The sequence below is a fragment of the Paraburkholderia eburnea genome, assembly GCF_002917095.1.
GTDB lineage: Bacteria > Pseudomonadota > Gammaproteobacteria > Burkholderiales > Burkholderiaceae > Paraburkholderia > Paraburkholderia eburnea.
Window position 1 is genome coordinate 41,030 of record NZ_PQGA01000003.1, and the last position, 15,793, is coordinate 56,822.

Annotated in this window: 12 protein-coding genes and 2 tRNA genes; 9 read left to right on the forward strand and 5 right to left on the reverse strand. The window is 63.0% G+C overall.

The genetic code is table 11. The features are described 5' to 3' along the window. Positions 1–197 precede the first annotated feature (197 nt). A complete protein-coding gene (locus B0G62_RS08240) occupies positions 198–644 on the reverse strand; it encodes a MarR family winged helix-turn-helix transcriptional regulator (RefSeq protein WP_103704095.1) in 447 nt (148 codons plus the stop codon). A gap of 220 nt (positions 645–864) precedes the next feature. Beyond that, the gene (locus B0G62_RS08245) at positions 865–2,022 is read right to left on the reverse strand and encodes a glycerate kinase (protein ID WP_103703710.1); all 1,158 of its coding nucleotides are present in this window, start codon (positions 2,020–2,022) and stop codon (positions 865–867) included. A gap of 628 nt (positions 2,023–2,650) precedes the next feature. Here B0G62_RS08245 and tig point away from each other — a divergent pair. From tig to B0G62_RS08285, 8 genes are all read left to right on the forward strand, one after another. Next, positions 2,651–3,997: a trigger factor gene (tig, locus tag B0G62_RS08250; RefSeq protein WP_103703711.1), complete on the forward strand. Its 1,347-nt coding sequence runs from the start codon at positions 2,651–2,653 to the stop codon at positions 3,995–3,997. Positions 3,998–4,185: 188 nt separating this feature from the next. Further along, positions 4,186–4,839: an ATP-dependent Clp endopeptidase proteolytic subunit ClpP gene (gene clpP, locus B0G62_RS08255; protein ID WP_027814661.1), complete on the forward strand. Its 654-nt coding sequence runs from the start codon at positions 4,186–4,188 to the stop codon at positions 4,837–4,839. 231 nt (positions 4,840–5,070) lie between these two features. Then, positions 5,071–6,342, forward strand: a complete 1,272-nt coding sequence (gene clpX, locus B0G62_RS08260; protein WP_103703712.1) for an ATP-dependent Clp protease ATP-binding subunit ClpX — start codon at positions 5,071–5,073, stop codon at positions 6,340–6,342. 191 nt (positions 6,343–6,533) lie between these two features. Then, a complete protein-coding gene (gene lon, locus B0G62_RS08265; RefSeq protein WP_103703713.1) occupies positions 6,534–8,960 on the forward strand; it encodes an endopeptidase La in 2,427 nt (808 codons plus the stop codon). Between the two features lie 329 nt (positions 8,961–9,289). Beyond that, positions 9,290–9,562, forward strand: a complete 273-nt coding sequence (locus B0G62_RS08270) for an HU family DNA-binding protein (protein ID WP_027814664.1) — start codon at positions 9,290–9,292, stop codon at positions 9,560–9,562. 42 nt (positions 9,563–9,604) lie between these two features. Then, positions 9,605–9,680 (forward strand) — tRNA-Val (locus B0G62_RS08275). Positions 9,681–9,770: 90 nt separating this feature from the next. Then, a tRNA-Asp gene (locus B0G62_RS08280) sits at positions 9,771–9,847 on the forward strand. A 112-nt stretch (positions 9,848–9,959) separates the two neighbouring features. Continuing rightward, a complete protein-coding gene (locus tag B0G62_RS08285; RefSeq protein WP_103703714.1) occupies positions 9,960–11,903 on the forward strand; it encodes a SurA N-terminal domain-containing protein in 1,944 nt (647 codons plus the stop codon). Between the two features lie 106 nt (positions 11,904–12,009). Here B0G62_RS08285 and B0G62_RS08290 read toward each other — a convergent pair whose 3' ends face one another. After that, positions 12,010–12,357, reverse strand: coding sequence for a hypothetical protein (locus B0G62_RS08290; RefSeq protein ID WP_103703715.1), 348 nt, complete (start codon positions 12,355–12,357; stop codon positions 12,010–12,012). Positions 12,358–12,529: 172 nt separating this feature from the next. After that, on the reverse strand, positions 12,530–13,186 hold the full coding sequence (locus tag B0G62_RS08295) for an arylesterase (RefSeq protein WP_103703716.1): 657 nt from the start codon (positions 13,184–13,186) through the stop codon (positions 12,530–12,532). A 69-nt stretch (positions 13,187–13,255) separates the two neighbouring features. On the opposite strand from B0G62_RS08295, the gene B0G62_RS08300 reads away from it, so the two are divergent. Further along, positions 13,256–13,996 (forward strand): ABC transporter ATP-binding protein, encoded by a 741-nt coding sequence (locus B0G62_RS08300; RefSeq protein ID WP_103703717.1) that lies wholly within the window; start codon positions 13,256–13,258, stop codon positions 13,994–13,996. Positions 13,997–14,061: 65 nt separating this feature from the next. Here the strand turns inward: B0G62_RS08300 and pgi are convergent, their stop codons facing one another. Next, complete coding sequence (gene pgi, locus B0G62_RS08305) at positions 14,062–15,681, reverse strand: glucose-6-phosphate isomerase (protein ID WP_103703718.1); 1,620 nt, start codon at positions 15,679–15,681, stop codon at positions 14,062–14,064. Between the last annotated feature and the right edge of the window lie 112 nt (positions 15,682–15,793).

A 15,793-nucleotide genomic window follows, 5' to 3' on the forward strand; every position in this document is an offset into this window, starting at 1 on the left:
GCACGTCTCATCGGACAACCTGGCAGCTTCGTCTAGCAATGCGGTCGCGAGGCGTAAAAGCAGGGAGACCCGAACGACCGCCGCTATGACAGGAAAAACGAGCTTTTGGAGCTGCTATCCGGCGATCGGTTACACAGCGCCTAGCGTATAGACACGTTCGCGCCACCCCATCAGTTTCGCTTATCGAATGCGCCGCGTCAGAGTGCGTCCTGAGTCGCCGCGATGACCTTTTCCAGGGCGCGGTTGAGCAGCTCGCGTTCCTTGTCGTCGAGGGCCGCGAACAGGTCGGTGTTCCACTTGCGCGCGATGGGCATGACCTTGCGATAGAGGGCGCGTCCGTCGGTTGTCAGCGAGACGAGCACGAGGCGTCCGTCTTCCTCGCTCGCGTTGCGTTGCATGAGGCCGCGGCGCATGAGCGCTTCGGCGGCGCGACTCGCCTGGCTCTTGTCGAGATTCGCGTGGCGCGCGAGCTCCATCACCGAAAACGGGCCGAAGGCGCCGACGGCGGCGATCAGGCGCGCTTCGGGCAGCGTGATGCCGAGCTTCTCCTGATATCGCTCGCTCGCACCGCGTTCGGAGAGCTTGTTCAGGACATGGAGCCGATAGGTCAGAAATTGTTCGAGTCCGGCTTTGCTTTCCTTCATGGTCGTCCTGGTCTGGTCGCGTAAGGTATGCGCGATGGTGTCGCGCGTACCATGATTGTTGCCGCAACCAGCGCGCGGGTCAACGCGCATGAACCCTCAAGATGCCCGCTCGCGCGCGCTCCGTGAGGGCATACGAATCTATTAATCGCTTACTGCGGAACTCGTTGCGCGCGCATCCGGGAAAGTCAGACGATTCGGGTGCGGCGCACGGTGCCCGACTTTACGCCGCCCGCCAGCCGTAGCGCAGGCGCGTGAGCTGTTCGGCTTCATTGGCGAGCAGCGTGGCCGCGTCGCGGATCGCCACTTCGAGCGTGATCGGGCCGGGTGCGGGCGAAAAGCAGCCGCTGAAGTGCTCGCCAAGGCGTGTCAGCGCGGCGGAGTCGACCGCGCCCGAAAGCAGGGTAGCCGGCACGCCCGCAGCCTGTGCATGCCGGCAAGCGATGAAAGGCGCCTTGCCGTGCAGCGTCTGCACGTCGGAGCGGCCTTCGCCGGTGATGAGCCAGTGCGCGCCTTCGAGCGCCGCGTCGAGGCCGATCGTGCGCGCCACGACTTCGGCGCCCGGCTCGAAGCTCGCGCCCAGCATGCGCAGCGCAAAGCCCAGTCCGCCTGCCGCGCCCGCGCCCGCTTCGTTGCGAGCGCGGCGGTTCAGTGCGGCTTCGAGCAGGTCGGCGAAGCCGCCCAGCGCCGCGTCGATCGACGCGACTTCGGCCGGCGTCACGCCTTTTTGCGGGCCGAACACGGCCGTGGCGCCATGGTCGCCCGTGAGCGGATTGTCCACGTCCGACATGGCGATGAAGGTGGCTTCGGACAGGCGCGCGTCGAGACCCGACACGTCCACGCGCGCCACGCGTGCGAGCGCTTCGGGCGTGGGTTCGAGCGCCGCGCCCGAAGCGTCGAACAGTTGCAGGCCGAGGCCCGCGAGCAGTCCCGCGCCCGCATCGTTGGTGCTGCTGCCGCCGAGCGCCACGTAGAAGCGGCGCACGCCTTCGTCGAGCAGCGCGCGCACGGCTTCGCCCATGCCGCGCGTGCTGCGCGAGGCAACCGCCACGCCCATGCCCACGGGATCGGTAATGCCGACGATCTCGGCGGTTTCGATGATGGCGCTGCCGTCGTGCAGCAGGCCCACGAGGGCGTCGCGGCGCGCGCCGGCGGCGCCCTCGACATTGAGCGTGCGGCGCTCGCCGCCGACGCTCAGCATGGCGTCGAGCGTGCCTTCGCCGCCATCGGCCATCGGGCAGATGCGGATTTCGGCATCGGGGCGGGCGCGGCGGATCCCCTCGGCGATCGCAGCGGCGACCCCATCCGCGCTGAGCGAGCCTTTGAACGAATCGGGAGCAATGACGACGACGGGTGCGTCAGCAAACGTCTGGTTGGGCATGGTGTCTCGACTGGAAGTGTAGTGATGGCGGCTGCAGCCGGCGGGGCGTCCGGTGTGAGCGTTAGCTTACCAGCCGCGAGGGCCCGACTGGATACCCGAAGCGCGATAGCGCGCATCGCTCGCGGGTTGGATCGAGGGCGGCCGATGCGTGAGCGTCGCAGACCCGGAAAGAGGGCGGTTTTCGGCCCAAAACGGGTGGGTTCGGACGCCTTTGGGGCGTCTTTTACGCGCCCGAATGGCAATTCCATTTGGGTCGGGCAATAGTTTGCTAAAATACCCGGCTCTTTTGACGGAACCGCACCGCAAACCGTCCATTTCGGCTCCTGTGGACTCCATGGGGCCGATCGGAACGGGCCGGGTCTCGCGGCTCCCGGAAAGGGCGCCGCCCAGCGGGCAGCGTCCGCGCAAGTCCGCTCGACGCCGTTGGCGTGTCGCGCGGGTAGCGCGGGCGATGCCTGCCGAGGCGCTTGATTTGGATAGAGAGCGCAAGCCGGTTACAGCCGGAGGTTGTAGCAGGCAAGCGGCGCCGACGAGGCACAAGCGAGACGCAAGCGATGCGGATCTTCCCATCGGACTGCGGCAGCAAAGATTACTGATACGCTCGAACAATTTTAGGACGATTGAAGCCATGGCTAACGTTGTTGAAAACCTCGGCAAGCTCGAACGCCGCGTGACGATTTCCCTGCCGAAGGACGCCGTGCAGAAAGAAGTCGATTCGCGCATCCGCCAACTCGCGAAGAACGTGCGCATGCCGGGTTTCCGCCCGGGCAAGGTGCCGCTCAAGATGGTCACGCAACAGTACTCGGGCCAGGTGGAAGCCGAAGTCCTGAGCGACAAGGTTGGCAAGGAATTCTTCGACATCAGCCGCGCGGAAAACCTGCGCGTCGCCGGTCAGCCGAGCTTCGCGCCGAAGGCCGAAGCCGCTGAAGGCGATTACGCTTTCGACGCGACCTTCGAGGTCTATCCGGAAGTGAAGCTGGGCGACGTCGCCAGCGCCGAAATCGAGCGCACGACCACGACCATCACCGAAGCCGAAATCGACCGCACGCTGGACATCCTGCGCAAGCAGCGCGTGCACTTCCACGCACGCGGCGAAGCCGGCGAGCACGGTGACGGCGGCGCGGACACGGCAGCCAAGGACGGCGACCGCGTGACGGTCGACTTCGTCGGCAAGATCGACGACGTCGCATTCCCGGGCGGCACGGCAGAAGGCTTCGCCTTCGTGCTGGGCGAAGGCCGCATGCTGCCGGAATTCGAAAAGGCAGCGATCGGCCTGAAGAAGGGCGAGTCGCGCGAATTCGACCTGGCCTTCCCCGAGGACTATCACGGCAAGGAAGTCGCCGGCAAGACGGCGAAGTTCACGATCACGATGCAGCAGATCGAGTGGGCGCACCTGCCGGAAATCGACGCGGAATTCGCGAAGTCGCTCGGCATCGCCGACGGCGACCTCGTCAAGATGCGCGCTGAAATCAAGGACAACCTCGAACGCGAAGCCAAGCGTCGCACGCAGGCCATCGTCAAGAACCAGGTGATGGACGCACTGCTGAAGATTTCCGAACTCGACGTGCCGAAAGCACTGATCGAGCAGGACCAGCAGCGTCTCGTCGAAATGGCGCGCGCAGATCTGGCGCAACGCGGCGTGCCGAACGCCAAGGACGCACCGATCCCGGCTGAAATGTTCACGGAACAAGCCGAGCGTCGCGTCAAGCTGGGCCTCGTGCTGGCCGAGCTGGTGAAGGCGAACAACCTCGAAGCGAAGCCGGAACAGATCCGCGCTGAAGTCGACGAATTCGCGAAAAGCTACGAAGACCCGAAGGAAGTCGTGCGCTGGTATTATTCGAACCAGCAGCGTCTGGCCGAAATGGAAGCGTACGTCGTTGAATCGAACGTCGTTGACTTCGTGATCGGCAAGGCCAAGGTGACGGACAAGCAAGTGAGCTTCGAAGAACTGGCAAGCGCAACGGCGCAGGCTTAAATCTGCCCGCTACGGCGTGCCGGCTGTCGGAGCAACCGACGGCCAGCACGCCGTTTTTGTATCCGCGGAATTTGGCCACATTGCTGTCAGGGTTGATTTCCGCGGGGTCCGTCGCCATTCCGGTATTTCAGGTTCACTGCGTTTTACCTGCGTTACCAGAACAACTCTTCCAGACAAGGATGCACCGCATGACCATTCGCGCTCAATCGCTGGACACGTTGACCTCCCACGCCTCGCGCGACCTCGAACCGCAGGCGCTCGGCCTCGTGCCGATCGTCGTGGAGACGAGCGGCCGCGGCGAGCGTTCGTATGACATCTACTCGCGGCTCCTGAAGGAGCGCGTGGTGTTCCTGGTCGGCGAAGTGAACGACCAGACCGCGAACCTCGTCGTTGCCCAGCTCCTGTTCCTCGAAAGCGAAAACCCGGACAAGGACATCAGCCTGTACATCAACAGCCCGGGCGGTTCGGTTTCGGCCGGTATGGCGATTTACGACACGATGCAGTTCATCAAGCCCAACGTTTCGACCCTTTGCATGGGCCTCGCGGCCTCGATGGGCGCGTTCCTGCTGGCAGCGGGCGAGAAGGGCAAGCGCTTCGCGCTGCCGAATTCGCGCGTGATGATTCACCAGCCGCTGGGTGGCGCGCGCGGCCAGGCATCGGACATCGAAATCCAGGCACGCGAAATCCTGTACCTGAAGGAGCGCCTGAACCAGTTGCTCTCGCACCATACCGGTCAGCCGGTCGAGCGCATCGCGCGCGACACCGACCGCGATAACTTCATGTCCGGCGACGACGCACAGGCTTACGGCCTCGTCGATCAGGTGCTCCACAAGCGCCCCTGATCCGGCACGCGTTTCCGGCGTCAAAAAAGACGCCGGAAAGCGTATGTGACGTGACCTTACCCATGAAAAAAGGGATAGGCACGTCCGTGCGGACCATGTGAAATAATCGACAAACGCGCTTCGCGGCCTGCGGCCCCAACGCCGTCACAGCAAGCGGTTCACGCACCCCCCGGCCGGGCCTGGGGAAACGGCGTATCATCTGTAACAGAGTGTCCGGAGGCTCATCTATCCATGGCGGACAAAAAAGGTTCTAACAGCGAGAAGCTGTTGTATTGCTCGTTTTGCGGCAAAAGTCAGCATGAGGTCAAGAAACTGATCGCTGGCCCGTCGGTGTTCATCTGCGATGAATGTATCGACCTGTGCAACGAGATCATTCGCGACGAGGCCGCAGGTGCGGGCGTCGACGCGGCGCTGTCGCGCTCGGACCTGCCGAGCCCGCAGGAGATCCGCGACATCCTCGACCAGTACGTGATCGGCCAGGAGCGCGCGAAGAAGATTCTCGCAGTGGCGGTGTACAACCACTACAAGCGTCTCAAGCATCTCGACAAGAAGGACGAGGTCGAGCTCTCGAAGAGCAACATTCTCCTGATCGGGCCTACGGGTTCCGGCAAGACGCTGCTCGCGCAGACGCTCGCGCGCCTGCTCAACGTTCCGTTCGTGATCGCGGACGCCACCACGCTGACCGAAGCCGGTTACGTGGGTGAGGACGTCGAGAACATCATTCAGAAGCTGCTGCAGAACTGCAATTACGAGGTCGACAAGGCTCAGCGCGGCATCGTCTACATCGACGAAATCGACAAGATCAGCCGCAAGTCGGACAACCCGTCGATTACGCGCGACGTGTCGGGCGAAGGCGTGCAGCAGGCGCTGCTCAAGCTTGTCGAAGGCACGATGGCGTCGGTGCCGCCGCAGGGCGGCCGCAAGCATCCGAACCAGGACTTCATCCAGGTCGATACGACCAATATCCTGTTCATTTGCGGCGGCGCGTTCGACGGCCTCGAAAAGGTCATCACGGATCGCACGGAAAAAACCGGCATCGGCTTCGGTGCGAGCGTGAAGAGCAAGCAGGAACGCGATACCGGCGAAGTGCTGCGCGAGACGGAACCGGAAGACCTGATCAAGTTCGGCCTGATTCCCGAGCTGATCGGCCGTCTGCCGGTGGTCGCCACGCTCGGCAAGCTCGACGAAGCGGCGCTCATGAAGATCCTGGTCGAGCCGAAGAACGCGCTCGTCAAGCAGTATCACAAGCTCTTCAACATGGAGCGCGTGGAGCTGGAAATCCGCCCGGCTGCGCTGCAGGCCGTTGCCCGCAAGGCGATCCGCCGCAAGACCGGGGCCCGTGGCTTGCGCTCGATCCTGGAACAGGCATTGCTCGACGTCATGTACGAGCTGCCGACCATGAAGGGCGTGAGCAAGGTCATCATCGACGACAACGTGATTGATGGCGACGGCAAGCCGCTCTTGATCTACGAAGACGCGCCCAAGGTCGCTGGGTCGAACTGATGAGGGTGATCGGCTAAAGAGTTCCGGGAAAAAGCCGTTCATACACTGAGATGAACGGCTTTTTCGTTTATCTTGTGGTCGATGGCGCACCTTTTTTGGAGTCACTGAACTTTTCCCACACGCGCGAGGCTTGTAATCGGTTTTTCAGGCCTCACTTACCGAACAATTGATTCCACTCATGGGGAAATGAAATGTCAGGAACCCAACTCCTCCCGCCGGAACGCACCACGCTCCCGCTGCTGCCGCTGCGAGACGTTGTAGTTTTCCCGCATATGGTGATTCCCCTTTTCGTGGGCCGGCCGAAATCGATCAAGGCCCTCGAAGCGGCAATGGAAGGCGGCAAGCACATCATGCTCGTCGCGCAGAAGACTGCCGCAAAGGATGAGCCGACCGAAAAGGACATGTACGAAGTAGGATGTATCGCCAACATCCTGCAAATGCTCAAGCTGCCCGACGGCACCGTGAAGGTGCTCGTGGAAGGCTTGCAGCGCGCGAAGACGCTCTCGATCGAAGAGCAGGAAACGCAGTTCTCGTGCGAAGTGATGCCGCTCGAACCGGACCACGCCGACGGCGCTGAGACCGAAGCGCTGCGCCGTGCGATCGTTTCGCAGTTCGATCAGTACGTGAAGCTCAACAAGAAGATCCCGCCGGAGATCCTGACCTCGTTGTCGGGCATCGACGAAGCGGGTCGTCTTGCTGACACCATCGCCGCACATCTGCCGCTCAAGCTCGACCAGAAGCAGCATATTCTCGAGATGTTCCCGGTCGTGGAGCGTCTGGAGCATCTGCTTGCCCAGCTCGAAGCCGAAATCGACATCCTCCAGGTCGAAAAGCGCATCCGTGGCCGCGTCAAGCGCCAGATGGAGAAGAGCCAGCGCGAGTACTACCTGAACGAACAGGTCAAGGCGATCCAGAAGGAACTGGGCGAAGGCGAAGAGGGTGCCGATCTCGAAGAACTCGAGAAGCGCATCACTGCCGCGCGCATGCCGAAGGAAGCCAAGAAGAAGGCTGACGCCGAGCTCAAGAAGCTCAAGCTGATGTCGCCGATGTCCGCGGAAGCGACCGTCGTGCGCAACTACATCGACACGCTGATCGGCCTGCCGTGGCGCAAGAAGAGCAAGGTCAATAACGACCTCTCGAACGCCGAAGCCGTGCTGGACGAAGACCACTTCGGTCTTGAGAAAGTGAAGGAACGCATTCTCGAGTATCTCGCGGTGCAACAGCGCGTGGACAAGGTCAAGGCGCCTATCCTGTGCCTCGTCGGGCCTCCGGGCGTCGGCAAGACCTCGCTTGGTCAGTCGATTGCGCGCGCAACGAACCGCAAGTTCGTGCGCATGGCGCTGGGCGGCGTGCGCGACGAAGCCGAAATCCGCGGTCACCGTCGTACGTACATCGGTTCGATGCCGGGCAAGATCCTGCAGAGCCTGACCAAGGTCGGCGTGCGCAATCCGCTCTTCCTGCTCGACGAAGTCGACAAGATGGGTATGGATTTCCGCGGCGATCCGTCGTCGGCGCTGCTTGAAGTGCTCGATCCGGAACAGAACCACACGTTCGCCGACCACTACATCGAAGTCGATTTCGACCTCTCCGATGTGATGTTCGTCGCCACTTCGAACTCGCTGAACATCCCGCCGCCGCTGCTCGACCGGATGGAGGTGATCCGTCTGTCGGGTTACACGGAAGACGAGAAGGTCAGCATCGCCCAACGTTATCTCCTGCCGAAGCAGAAGAAGAACAACGGGCTGAAGCCAGGCGAGATCGACGTGACCGAAGGTGCGATCCGCGACATCATTCGCTACTACACGCGTGAAGCGGGTGTGCGTTCGCTCGAGCGCGAAGTGTCGAAGATCTGCCGCAAGGTCGTGAAGATGCTGCTGCTGAAGAAGGCCGACAAGGCCGTCACGGTGGATAGCGCCAACCTCGACACCTTCCTCGGCGTGCGCAAGTACGATTTCGGTCTGGCCGCGAAGGAAAACCAGATCGGTCAGGTCACGGGCCTCGCGTGGACGGAAGTCGGTGGCGATCTGCTGACGATCGAAGCGGCGGTCATGCCCGGCAAGGGCAACGTGATCCGCACGGGTTCGCTCGGCGACGTCATGAAGGAATCGGTCGAAGCGGCGCGCTCGGTGGTGCGTTCGCGTTCGCGTCGTCTGGGCATCAAGGACGAAGCGTTCGAGAAGCAGGACATCCACATCCACGTGCCCGAAGGTGCGACGCCGAAGGACGGTCCGTCCGCAGGCGGTGCGATGACGACGGCGCTGGTGTCGGTGCTCACGGGCATTCCGGTGCGTGCCGACGTGGCGATGACGGGCGAAATCACGCTGCGCGGTGAAGTGCTGCCGATCGGCGGGCTGAAGGAGAAGCTGCTCGCGGCGCATCGCGGTGGCATCAAGCTCGTGCTGATTCCGGAAGAGAACGTCAAGGATCTCACCGAGATTCCGGACAACGTGAAGAACGCGATCGAGATCGTGCCGGTCCGCTGGATCGACAAGGTACTGGAACTCGCGCTCGAACGTGTGCCGCAACCGCTGCCGGAAGAAGAGGTGAAGGCCGAGGACGCGAAGGCGCCCGTGGTCGAATCGAAAGAGCCGGGTGCGACGGAAGTCGTCAAGCACTAAGCGCACGTAGCGCCTTTTGGCAGTACCCCAGAAAACCCGCGGCATGGCCCGCGGGTTTTCTGTTTCTGGGCGCCAGCGTTCGTGCGCGAGAGATTCGTTGACGTTGTGCATTTCGCTCTTTCAGCAGGCAAGCCGCCGATCCGAAGACTTGCTCGAAACCCCCGTCGTATCAGGCTGAACCCGGCTTGACATGGTTTATTCGGCTTCGTTAAATGAGCGGGCTCCGGCGTCTGGCCGTGGCCAATGATTACCCTAGCGAAGTTCGCTCACGGCGCATGGCGGCAGGATGCGTCACTACGATTGCCCAAAACACATTCTCGGGGGCTGGAATGAATAAAACGGATTTGATCGATCACATCGCGCAGCAGGCCGACATCTCGAAAGCGGCGGCGGGGCGTGCGCTCGATGCGGTGATCAACGGCGTCAAAGGCACGCTGAAGAAGGGCGGTTCGGTCACGCTGGTCGGGTTTGGCACCTTCGCGGTCGGCAAGCGCGCGGCGCGCACGGGGCGCAATCCGCGCACCGGCGACGCCATCAAAATCAAGGCTGCAAAAATTCCCAAATTCAGGCCTGGCAAAGCACTGAAAGATGCGCTAAACTAGCGGGCTCGCTGCTTGAAGAGGCAGCGCAGAAAATCTGAAGCTGGGTGCTTAGCTCAGTTGGTAGAGCGGCGCCCTTACAAGGCGTAGGTCGGGAGTTCGAGCCTCTCAGCACCCACCACAGTTTCAGATTCGCCAGTCGCGCGACTTATGTGATTGCGTAAGGTGATTAGTAAGAACGCCGCGATGGCATAGAAGCAGCAAACCGCACGGAGCGGTAGTTCAGTTGGTTAGAATACCGGCCTGTCACGCCGGGGGTCGCGGGTTCGAGTCCCGTCCGCTCCGCCAGGAATACTCCAGCAGCAAAGCAAGAAGGCGAACTCCGGTTCGCCTTTTTTGTTGCCTGCTGATGTAAGATCGGGCGTTCTGTTTTTTGGCGCCCCTCAACGCTTGGTCCCGCATGCTCGACTTTTTCCGCAATCACAAACGACTGATGATGCTGATGTTGATGCTGGTGATTCTGCCAGGTCTCGGCTTCGTCGGCATTCAAGGTTTCCGCGGCTTCTTTGACGAAAGCGCGAACGTCGCCAGCGTCAACGGTCACAAGATCACCCGTGTCGATTACGACAGCGCTGCGCGTCAGCAGATGGATCAGGCGCGTCAGATGATGGGCGCGCAGTTCGACGCCAGCATGTTCGACACGCCGCAGCATCGCAAGGACATTCTCGACGGTCTGATCCAGCAACGCGTGCTCGCCGACGAAGTGCAACGTCTGCATCTGACGGCCTCGGACGAAGCCGTGCGTCGCACGCTGCTCGCCGATCCGATCATCTCGTCGCTCAAGAATCCCGACGGTTCGATCGATCTCGACAAGTACAAGCAGTTGCTCGCGATGCAGGGCATGACGCCCGAACAGTACGACGAGCGTGTGCGTTACAGCCTCGCGATGCAGCAGTTGCCCGCAGCGCTCGTGAACAGCGCGTTCACGCCGAAGGCGCTCGCGCAGCAGCTCACGGGTCTGTCGGAGCAGCAGCGTGAAGTGCAGGGCCTCGCGTTCCATGCGAGCGACTATGCATCGAAGGTCCAGCCGACCGACGCGCAGATGCAGGCCTACTACGACGCGCACAAGAACGAGTTCGCGACGCCCGCGACGGCGCAGATCCAGTATCTGGTGCTGTCGGCGGCCACGGTCGCGGCAACGGTCAACCCGAGCGACGCCGATCTCAAGAAGTACTACGACGACAACATCGCGCACTACAAGTCGCAGGAAGAAGTGCGTGCGAGCCACATTCTGATCACGGTAGCGAAGGACGCCAGCGCGGCCGATCGCGCAGCCGCGAAGCAGAAGGCGGAGCAGATCCTTGCCGACGTGAAGGCGCATCCGGATCAGTTCGCGCAACTCGCGCAGAAGGATTCGCAGGACCCGGGCTCGGCCGCCAAGGGTGGCGATCTCGGTTACTTCGGTCCGGGCATGATCGCAGGCGGTCAGGCATTCGACGACGCCGTGTTCAAGCTCAAGAAGGACGAGATCAGCGACGTGATCCAGTCGGATTTCGGCTATCACATCGTCAAGGTCACGGACATCAAGCCGTCGGTGACGAAGCCGTTCGACGACGTGAAAGGGCAGATTCTTAACGACGTGAAGACGCAGCAAGCCGCCAAGGTGCTCGCCGACACGACGGAAGGCTTTACCTCGACGGTCTACGAACAGGCCAAGAGCCTGCAGCCGGCCGCCGACAAGTACAAGCTGACGATCCAGACCGCCACGGTCACGCCGAAGCCGAACCCCGCGCTGCCGCCGGATAGCCCGCTGAACAACCAGAAGTTCCTGGATGCGGTGTTCGCCAACGACTCGGTGAACAGCCACAACAACACGCAGGCGATCGAGGTGGGCAACAGCACGCTGATCTCGGCGCACGTGACGAACTTCCAGCCCGCCGCCGTGCCCGCGTTCGCAGCGGTCAAGGATGCGGTGCGCCAGAAGGTGGTCGCGCAGCAGGCTGCGGAGATGGCGCGCAAGGATGGCGCAGCGAAGCTGGCCGACCTGCAGAAGTCGAAGTCGACCGATGGTTTCTCGTCGGCGCTGAAGGTTTCGCGCGGCGATGCACAGGGGCTGCCGCCCAGCGCGCTGTCCGCCGTGTTCAAGGCCGATGCGCAGAAGCTGCCCGCCTACGTGGGTGTCGATCTCGGCAACGATGGTTACGCGATCTACCGCGTCAACAGCGTGACGAACGGTCCGGCAGCCGACGGACAGCGTCTCGCGGCAGCGCAGCAGCAGCTCGCCGGCGTGGGGGGCCAGTCGCAGACGCAGGCGTATCTCGATGCGCTGCGCGATCGCTCGAAGGTCAAGTACTACGGCACGCTGGGCTCGTCGAGCCAGCAGAGTGACGGCGACGGACAGTAAGGTCCATCACGCTAGCCTCAACGCTTCAAACGAAAACGCCCCGCATAGTGCGGGGCGTTTTGCTTTTGCGCGCTGCGTCCGGCTATGCGGCGCGCACGGAATGGCGTCAGAGGCAGGCGCTGATATCGCCCGTGGCGTCGGCACCCGCGCCGCCGCCGGAGCGGAAGCCCACCCATGTCTTCGCGTTGGCGTTCCAGGCCGGGCGAACCGTCGCGGCAGCGCCATTAGGCGGTTGCTGGCCCGGCACGTAGACGTCCACGGCCTGGTCGTTGGCGAGCACGCTTTGCGAGACCACCTGAGTCTGCGACCTGTCGGCCCACTTTTTGGCGATGCATTGCGCAACGGCCGTCGGCGGTTGCTGGCTGGTGCCGACCGATTGGGTGCCGCTCGGCATCGGCTGATTGGCGCAGGCGGCAAGGGCTGCCGTTACGACAATAAGAGGTAAATATTTCACGTTTTATCCCTCCAGTCAGGGTCATTCTGAGATTGGACGAAGCCTCTCGTCCGGCGCAAGAAAATGTGACCTGATGCACGACGCTCCTTAGCCAGACGCGCTGCCCGAACAGCAGTGCCTCTGACAGTGGCAGGATACGCGGCGCTGCGCCGAAACGCCTGCCGCGTGCCCGTTAGCGCTGCGCGCTGCCGCCAAGCAGCGGCTTGAGCGTCGGCCACACATTGTCGAGGAGCAAAGGCTGTGCCTGCTGGGTGGGATGCATCTGATCGGCCTGGAAGAGGTCGGGTTTGTTCTCGAGTCCGGCGAGCAGAAACGGCACGAGCGGGACGTGCAGTTCCTTCGACAACTGGCCGTAGAGACCATGGAACTTCTGCGTGTAGTCGGGGCCGTAGTTGGGCGGTACATACATGCCCACCAGCACCGGCTGCGCGTGGCCCTGGCGGATCTGCGCGACGATGGCGCGCAGATTGCTCTCCGTTGTCGTGAGCGGCACGCCGCGCAAGGCGTCGTTCGCGCCCAGTTCGACGATCACGACTGACGGCTTCATGCGTTGCATCACGAGCGGCAGGCGCGCAAGGCCGCCGCTCGTCGTGTCGCCGCTGATGCTCGCATTCGCAACGCTATAATCGATCCGCTCGCTGGTCAGTCGCTGACGCAGCAATGCTACCCAACCCGTGTCGCGGGGCAGGCCGTATTCGGCGGACAGACTGTCGCCAAGCACGGCGATAACAGCTTTTGCCGCCACGGCTTGCGCAGCGGGTGGGGTGGCCGCATGAGCGGCATCCGGCGCGGCGTAGGGCAGCGCGATCGCGGCAACCAGCGCGAACATCGTCAGGAATGACGTGCGGCGTCCAGAAGCGTATTTCCTGTCGGCTAATCTTTGCTTCATCATGTGCGAATGAATAGCGATCCAGTCATCGAAGTGCGGGGTTTGAGCAAGCGCGTCACCGACGCGACTGGCGAACTGACGATCCTCGACGGCATCGACCTGAGCGTGCCCGCGGGCGGCAGCGTGGCGATCGTCGGTGCATCGGGGTCGGGCAAGTCTACGTTGCTGGGCCTGCTGGCCGGTTTGGACAGCGCGAGCGCCGGTTCGGTTCGACTGCTTGGACACGAGCTTACCGGCATGGCGGAGGACCGTCGTGCCGCGTTGCGCAACGGCGCGGTCGGCTTCGTGTTCCAGTCGTTCCAGTTGATGCCGCATCTGAGCGCGCTGGAAAACGTCGCGTTGCCGCTCGAACTGCAGGGCGGCCTGAGTACACGCGAGGCCTTCACGCGCGCCCGCGCGTTGCTGGAGCGCGTGGGCCTGGGCCAGCGCACCGGTCACTATCCCAAACTGCTTTCGGGCGGCGAGCAGCAGCGTGTGGCGCTGGCACGCGCCTTCGTCACCCATCCGTCCGTTCTGTTCGCCGACGAACCCACCGGCAGCCTCGACGCCGCCACGGGTCATGCCGTCATCGACCTGATGTTCGAACTGAACCGCGCGAATGGCGCGACGCTCGTACTGGTCACGCACGACATCGATCTCGCGCGCCGCTGCGACACCGTGGTGACGATCGAAGCAGGGCGTCGGGTGCCGAATGCGCTGCACGCCGACGGCCCAGAAGACGCCAACGATCATATCGAAGCCGCTCGCTAGCTCCATCGGCAAAAAACAGGGCGTGCGCGATAACACCGCGCACGCTTTTTTACTTCAGCGCGCCATCAACGCTTGAGCGCTGCGCGTGCCCGCGCGATCAGCGCGCTCGTCGACGAATCGTGCGCCTTCACGTCGCCGCTCGCCGCGGTGAGATCGGCTTCCACGACCTTGCCGAGGATCTTGCCGAGTTCCACGCCCCACTGGTCGAACGGGTTGATGTTCCACACCGACGCCTGCACCAGCACCTTATGCTCGTAGAGTGCGATCAGTGCGCCGAGCGAGCGTGCCGTGAGCGCATCGACGAGCAGCGTCGTGGTCGGGCGATTGCCGGGGAACATGATGTGCGGCACGAGTTCGGGCTTGTCGGGGCCGGCGATCTTCTTCGCTTCTTCCTCGGTGCGTCCGAGCATCATCGCCTCGCTCTGCGCGAAGCAGTTCGCGAGCAGCTTCGGATGATGATCGGCCAGCGGATGCTCGGGCGTGAGCACGGCGATGAAATCGATCGGCACGATCGTCGTGCCCTGGTGCAGCATCTGGAAAAACGCGTGCTGGCCGTTCGTGCCCGGCTCGCCCCACGTGATGGCCGACGTCGCGTAATCGACGAACTTGCCGTCCAGACGCGCCTGCTTGCCGTTGCTCTCCATTTCGAGCTGTTGCAGGTACGAGGGCAGGTAGTGCAATGCTTCGGAGTAGGGCGCCACCAGATAGCTCTGCGAGCCGAAGAAGTTGCGATACCAGATGCCGATCATGCCGAGCAGCACCGGCAGGTTCTTCTCCAGCGGCGCGGTGCGGAAGTGCTCGTCCATATCGTGCGCGCCGGCGAGCAGTTCGTCGAACTGCTGCGGCCCGATCGCGATCATGATCGACAGGCCCACCGCCGACCACAGCGAATAGCGCCCGCCCACCCAGTCCCACATCTCGAAGACATTCTCTTTGGCGATGCCGAACTTGACGACTTCGGCGGGATTCGCCGATACGCCCACGAAATGCTTCGCGAGCGCATCTTCGGGACAGCCGTGCTGGACGAACCAGTCGCGCATCGAACGCGCATTGGTCATGGTTTCGAGCGTCGTGAAGGTTTTCGAGACGATGATCGCGAGCGTTTCTTCGGGATCGATGTCTTCGATCACGCGCCAGAGATCGGCGCCATCGACGTTGGAGACGAAGTGCGAGTCGAGCTCGGGCGTCTCCAGATGCTTGAGCGCATGCACGACCATCTTCGGCCCGAGGTCCGAGCCGCCGATGCCGATGTTGACCACATGGCGGATACGTTTGCCGGTGTAGCCGGTCCAGGCGCCGCTGCGCACGGCGTCGGCGAACTTCGCCATCTTCGCTTTTTCAGCGAGGATCTGCGCGTGGAACGGCGCGTTCGGCTCCGTGGCGCGCAGTGCCGTATGCAGGGCGGCGCGGCCTTCGGTCGGATTGACGACTTCGCCCGCGAACATCGCGTCGCGGCGCTGTTCGACGCCGGCTTCGCGCGCGAGCTGCACGAGCAGCTTCAGTGTGGCGTCGTTGATGCGGTTCTTCGAGAAGTCGGCTGCAAGACCGCCGCCCGCGTACGTATAGCGTTCGGCGCGGGTCGGTGCGGGGTCGTTGGCGGGTGCGAACCAGTCGCGCATCTGTTCGTTGCGGATCTGTTCGTAATGCGTCTGTAGCGCGGACCAGGCAGGGAGCGGATTCGTCATGTTCGTCTAGCGAGGGAAAACGAATGAAGGGCGGCGGACGGCGTCAGCCGGTCTGGCTAACGCGCGCGTCACGCGCTGCGGGGAAGCGCGCCACCGGTGGGCGGCGCGCGAA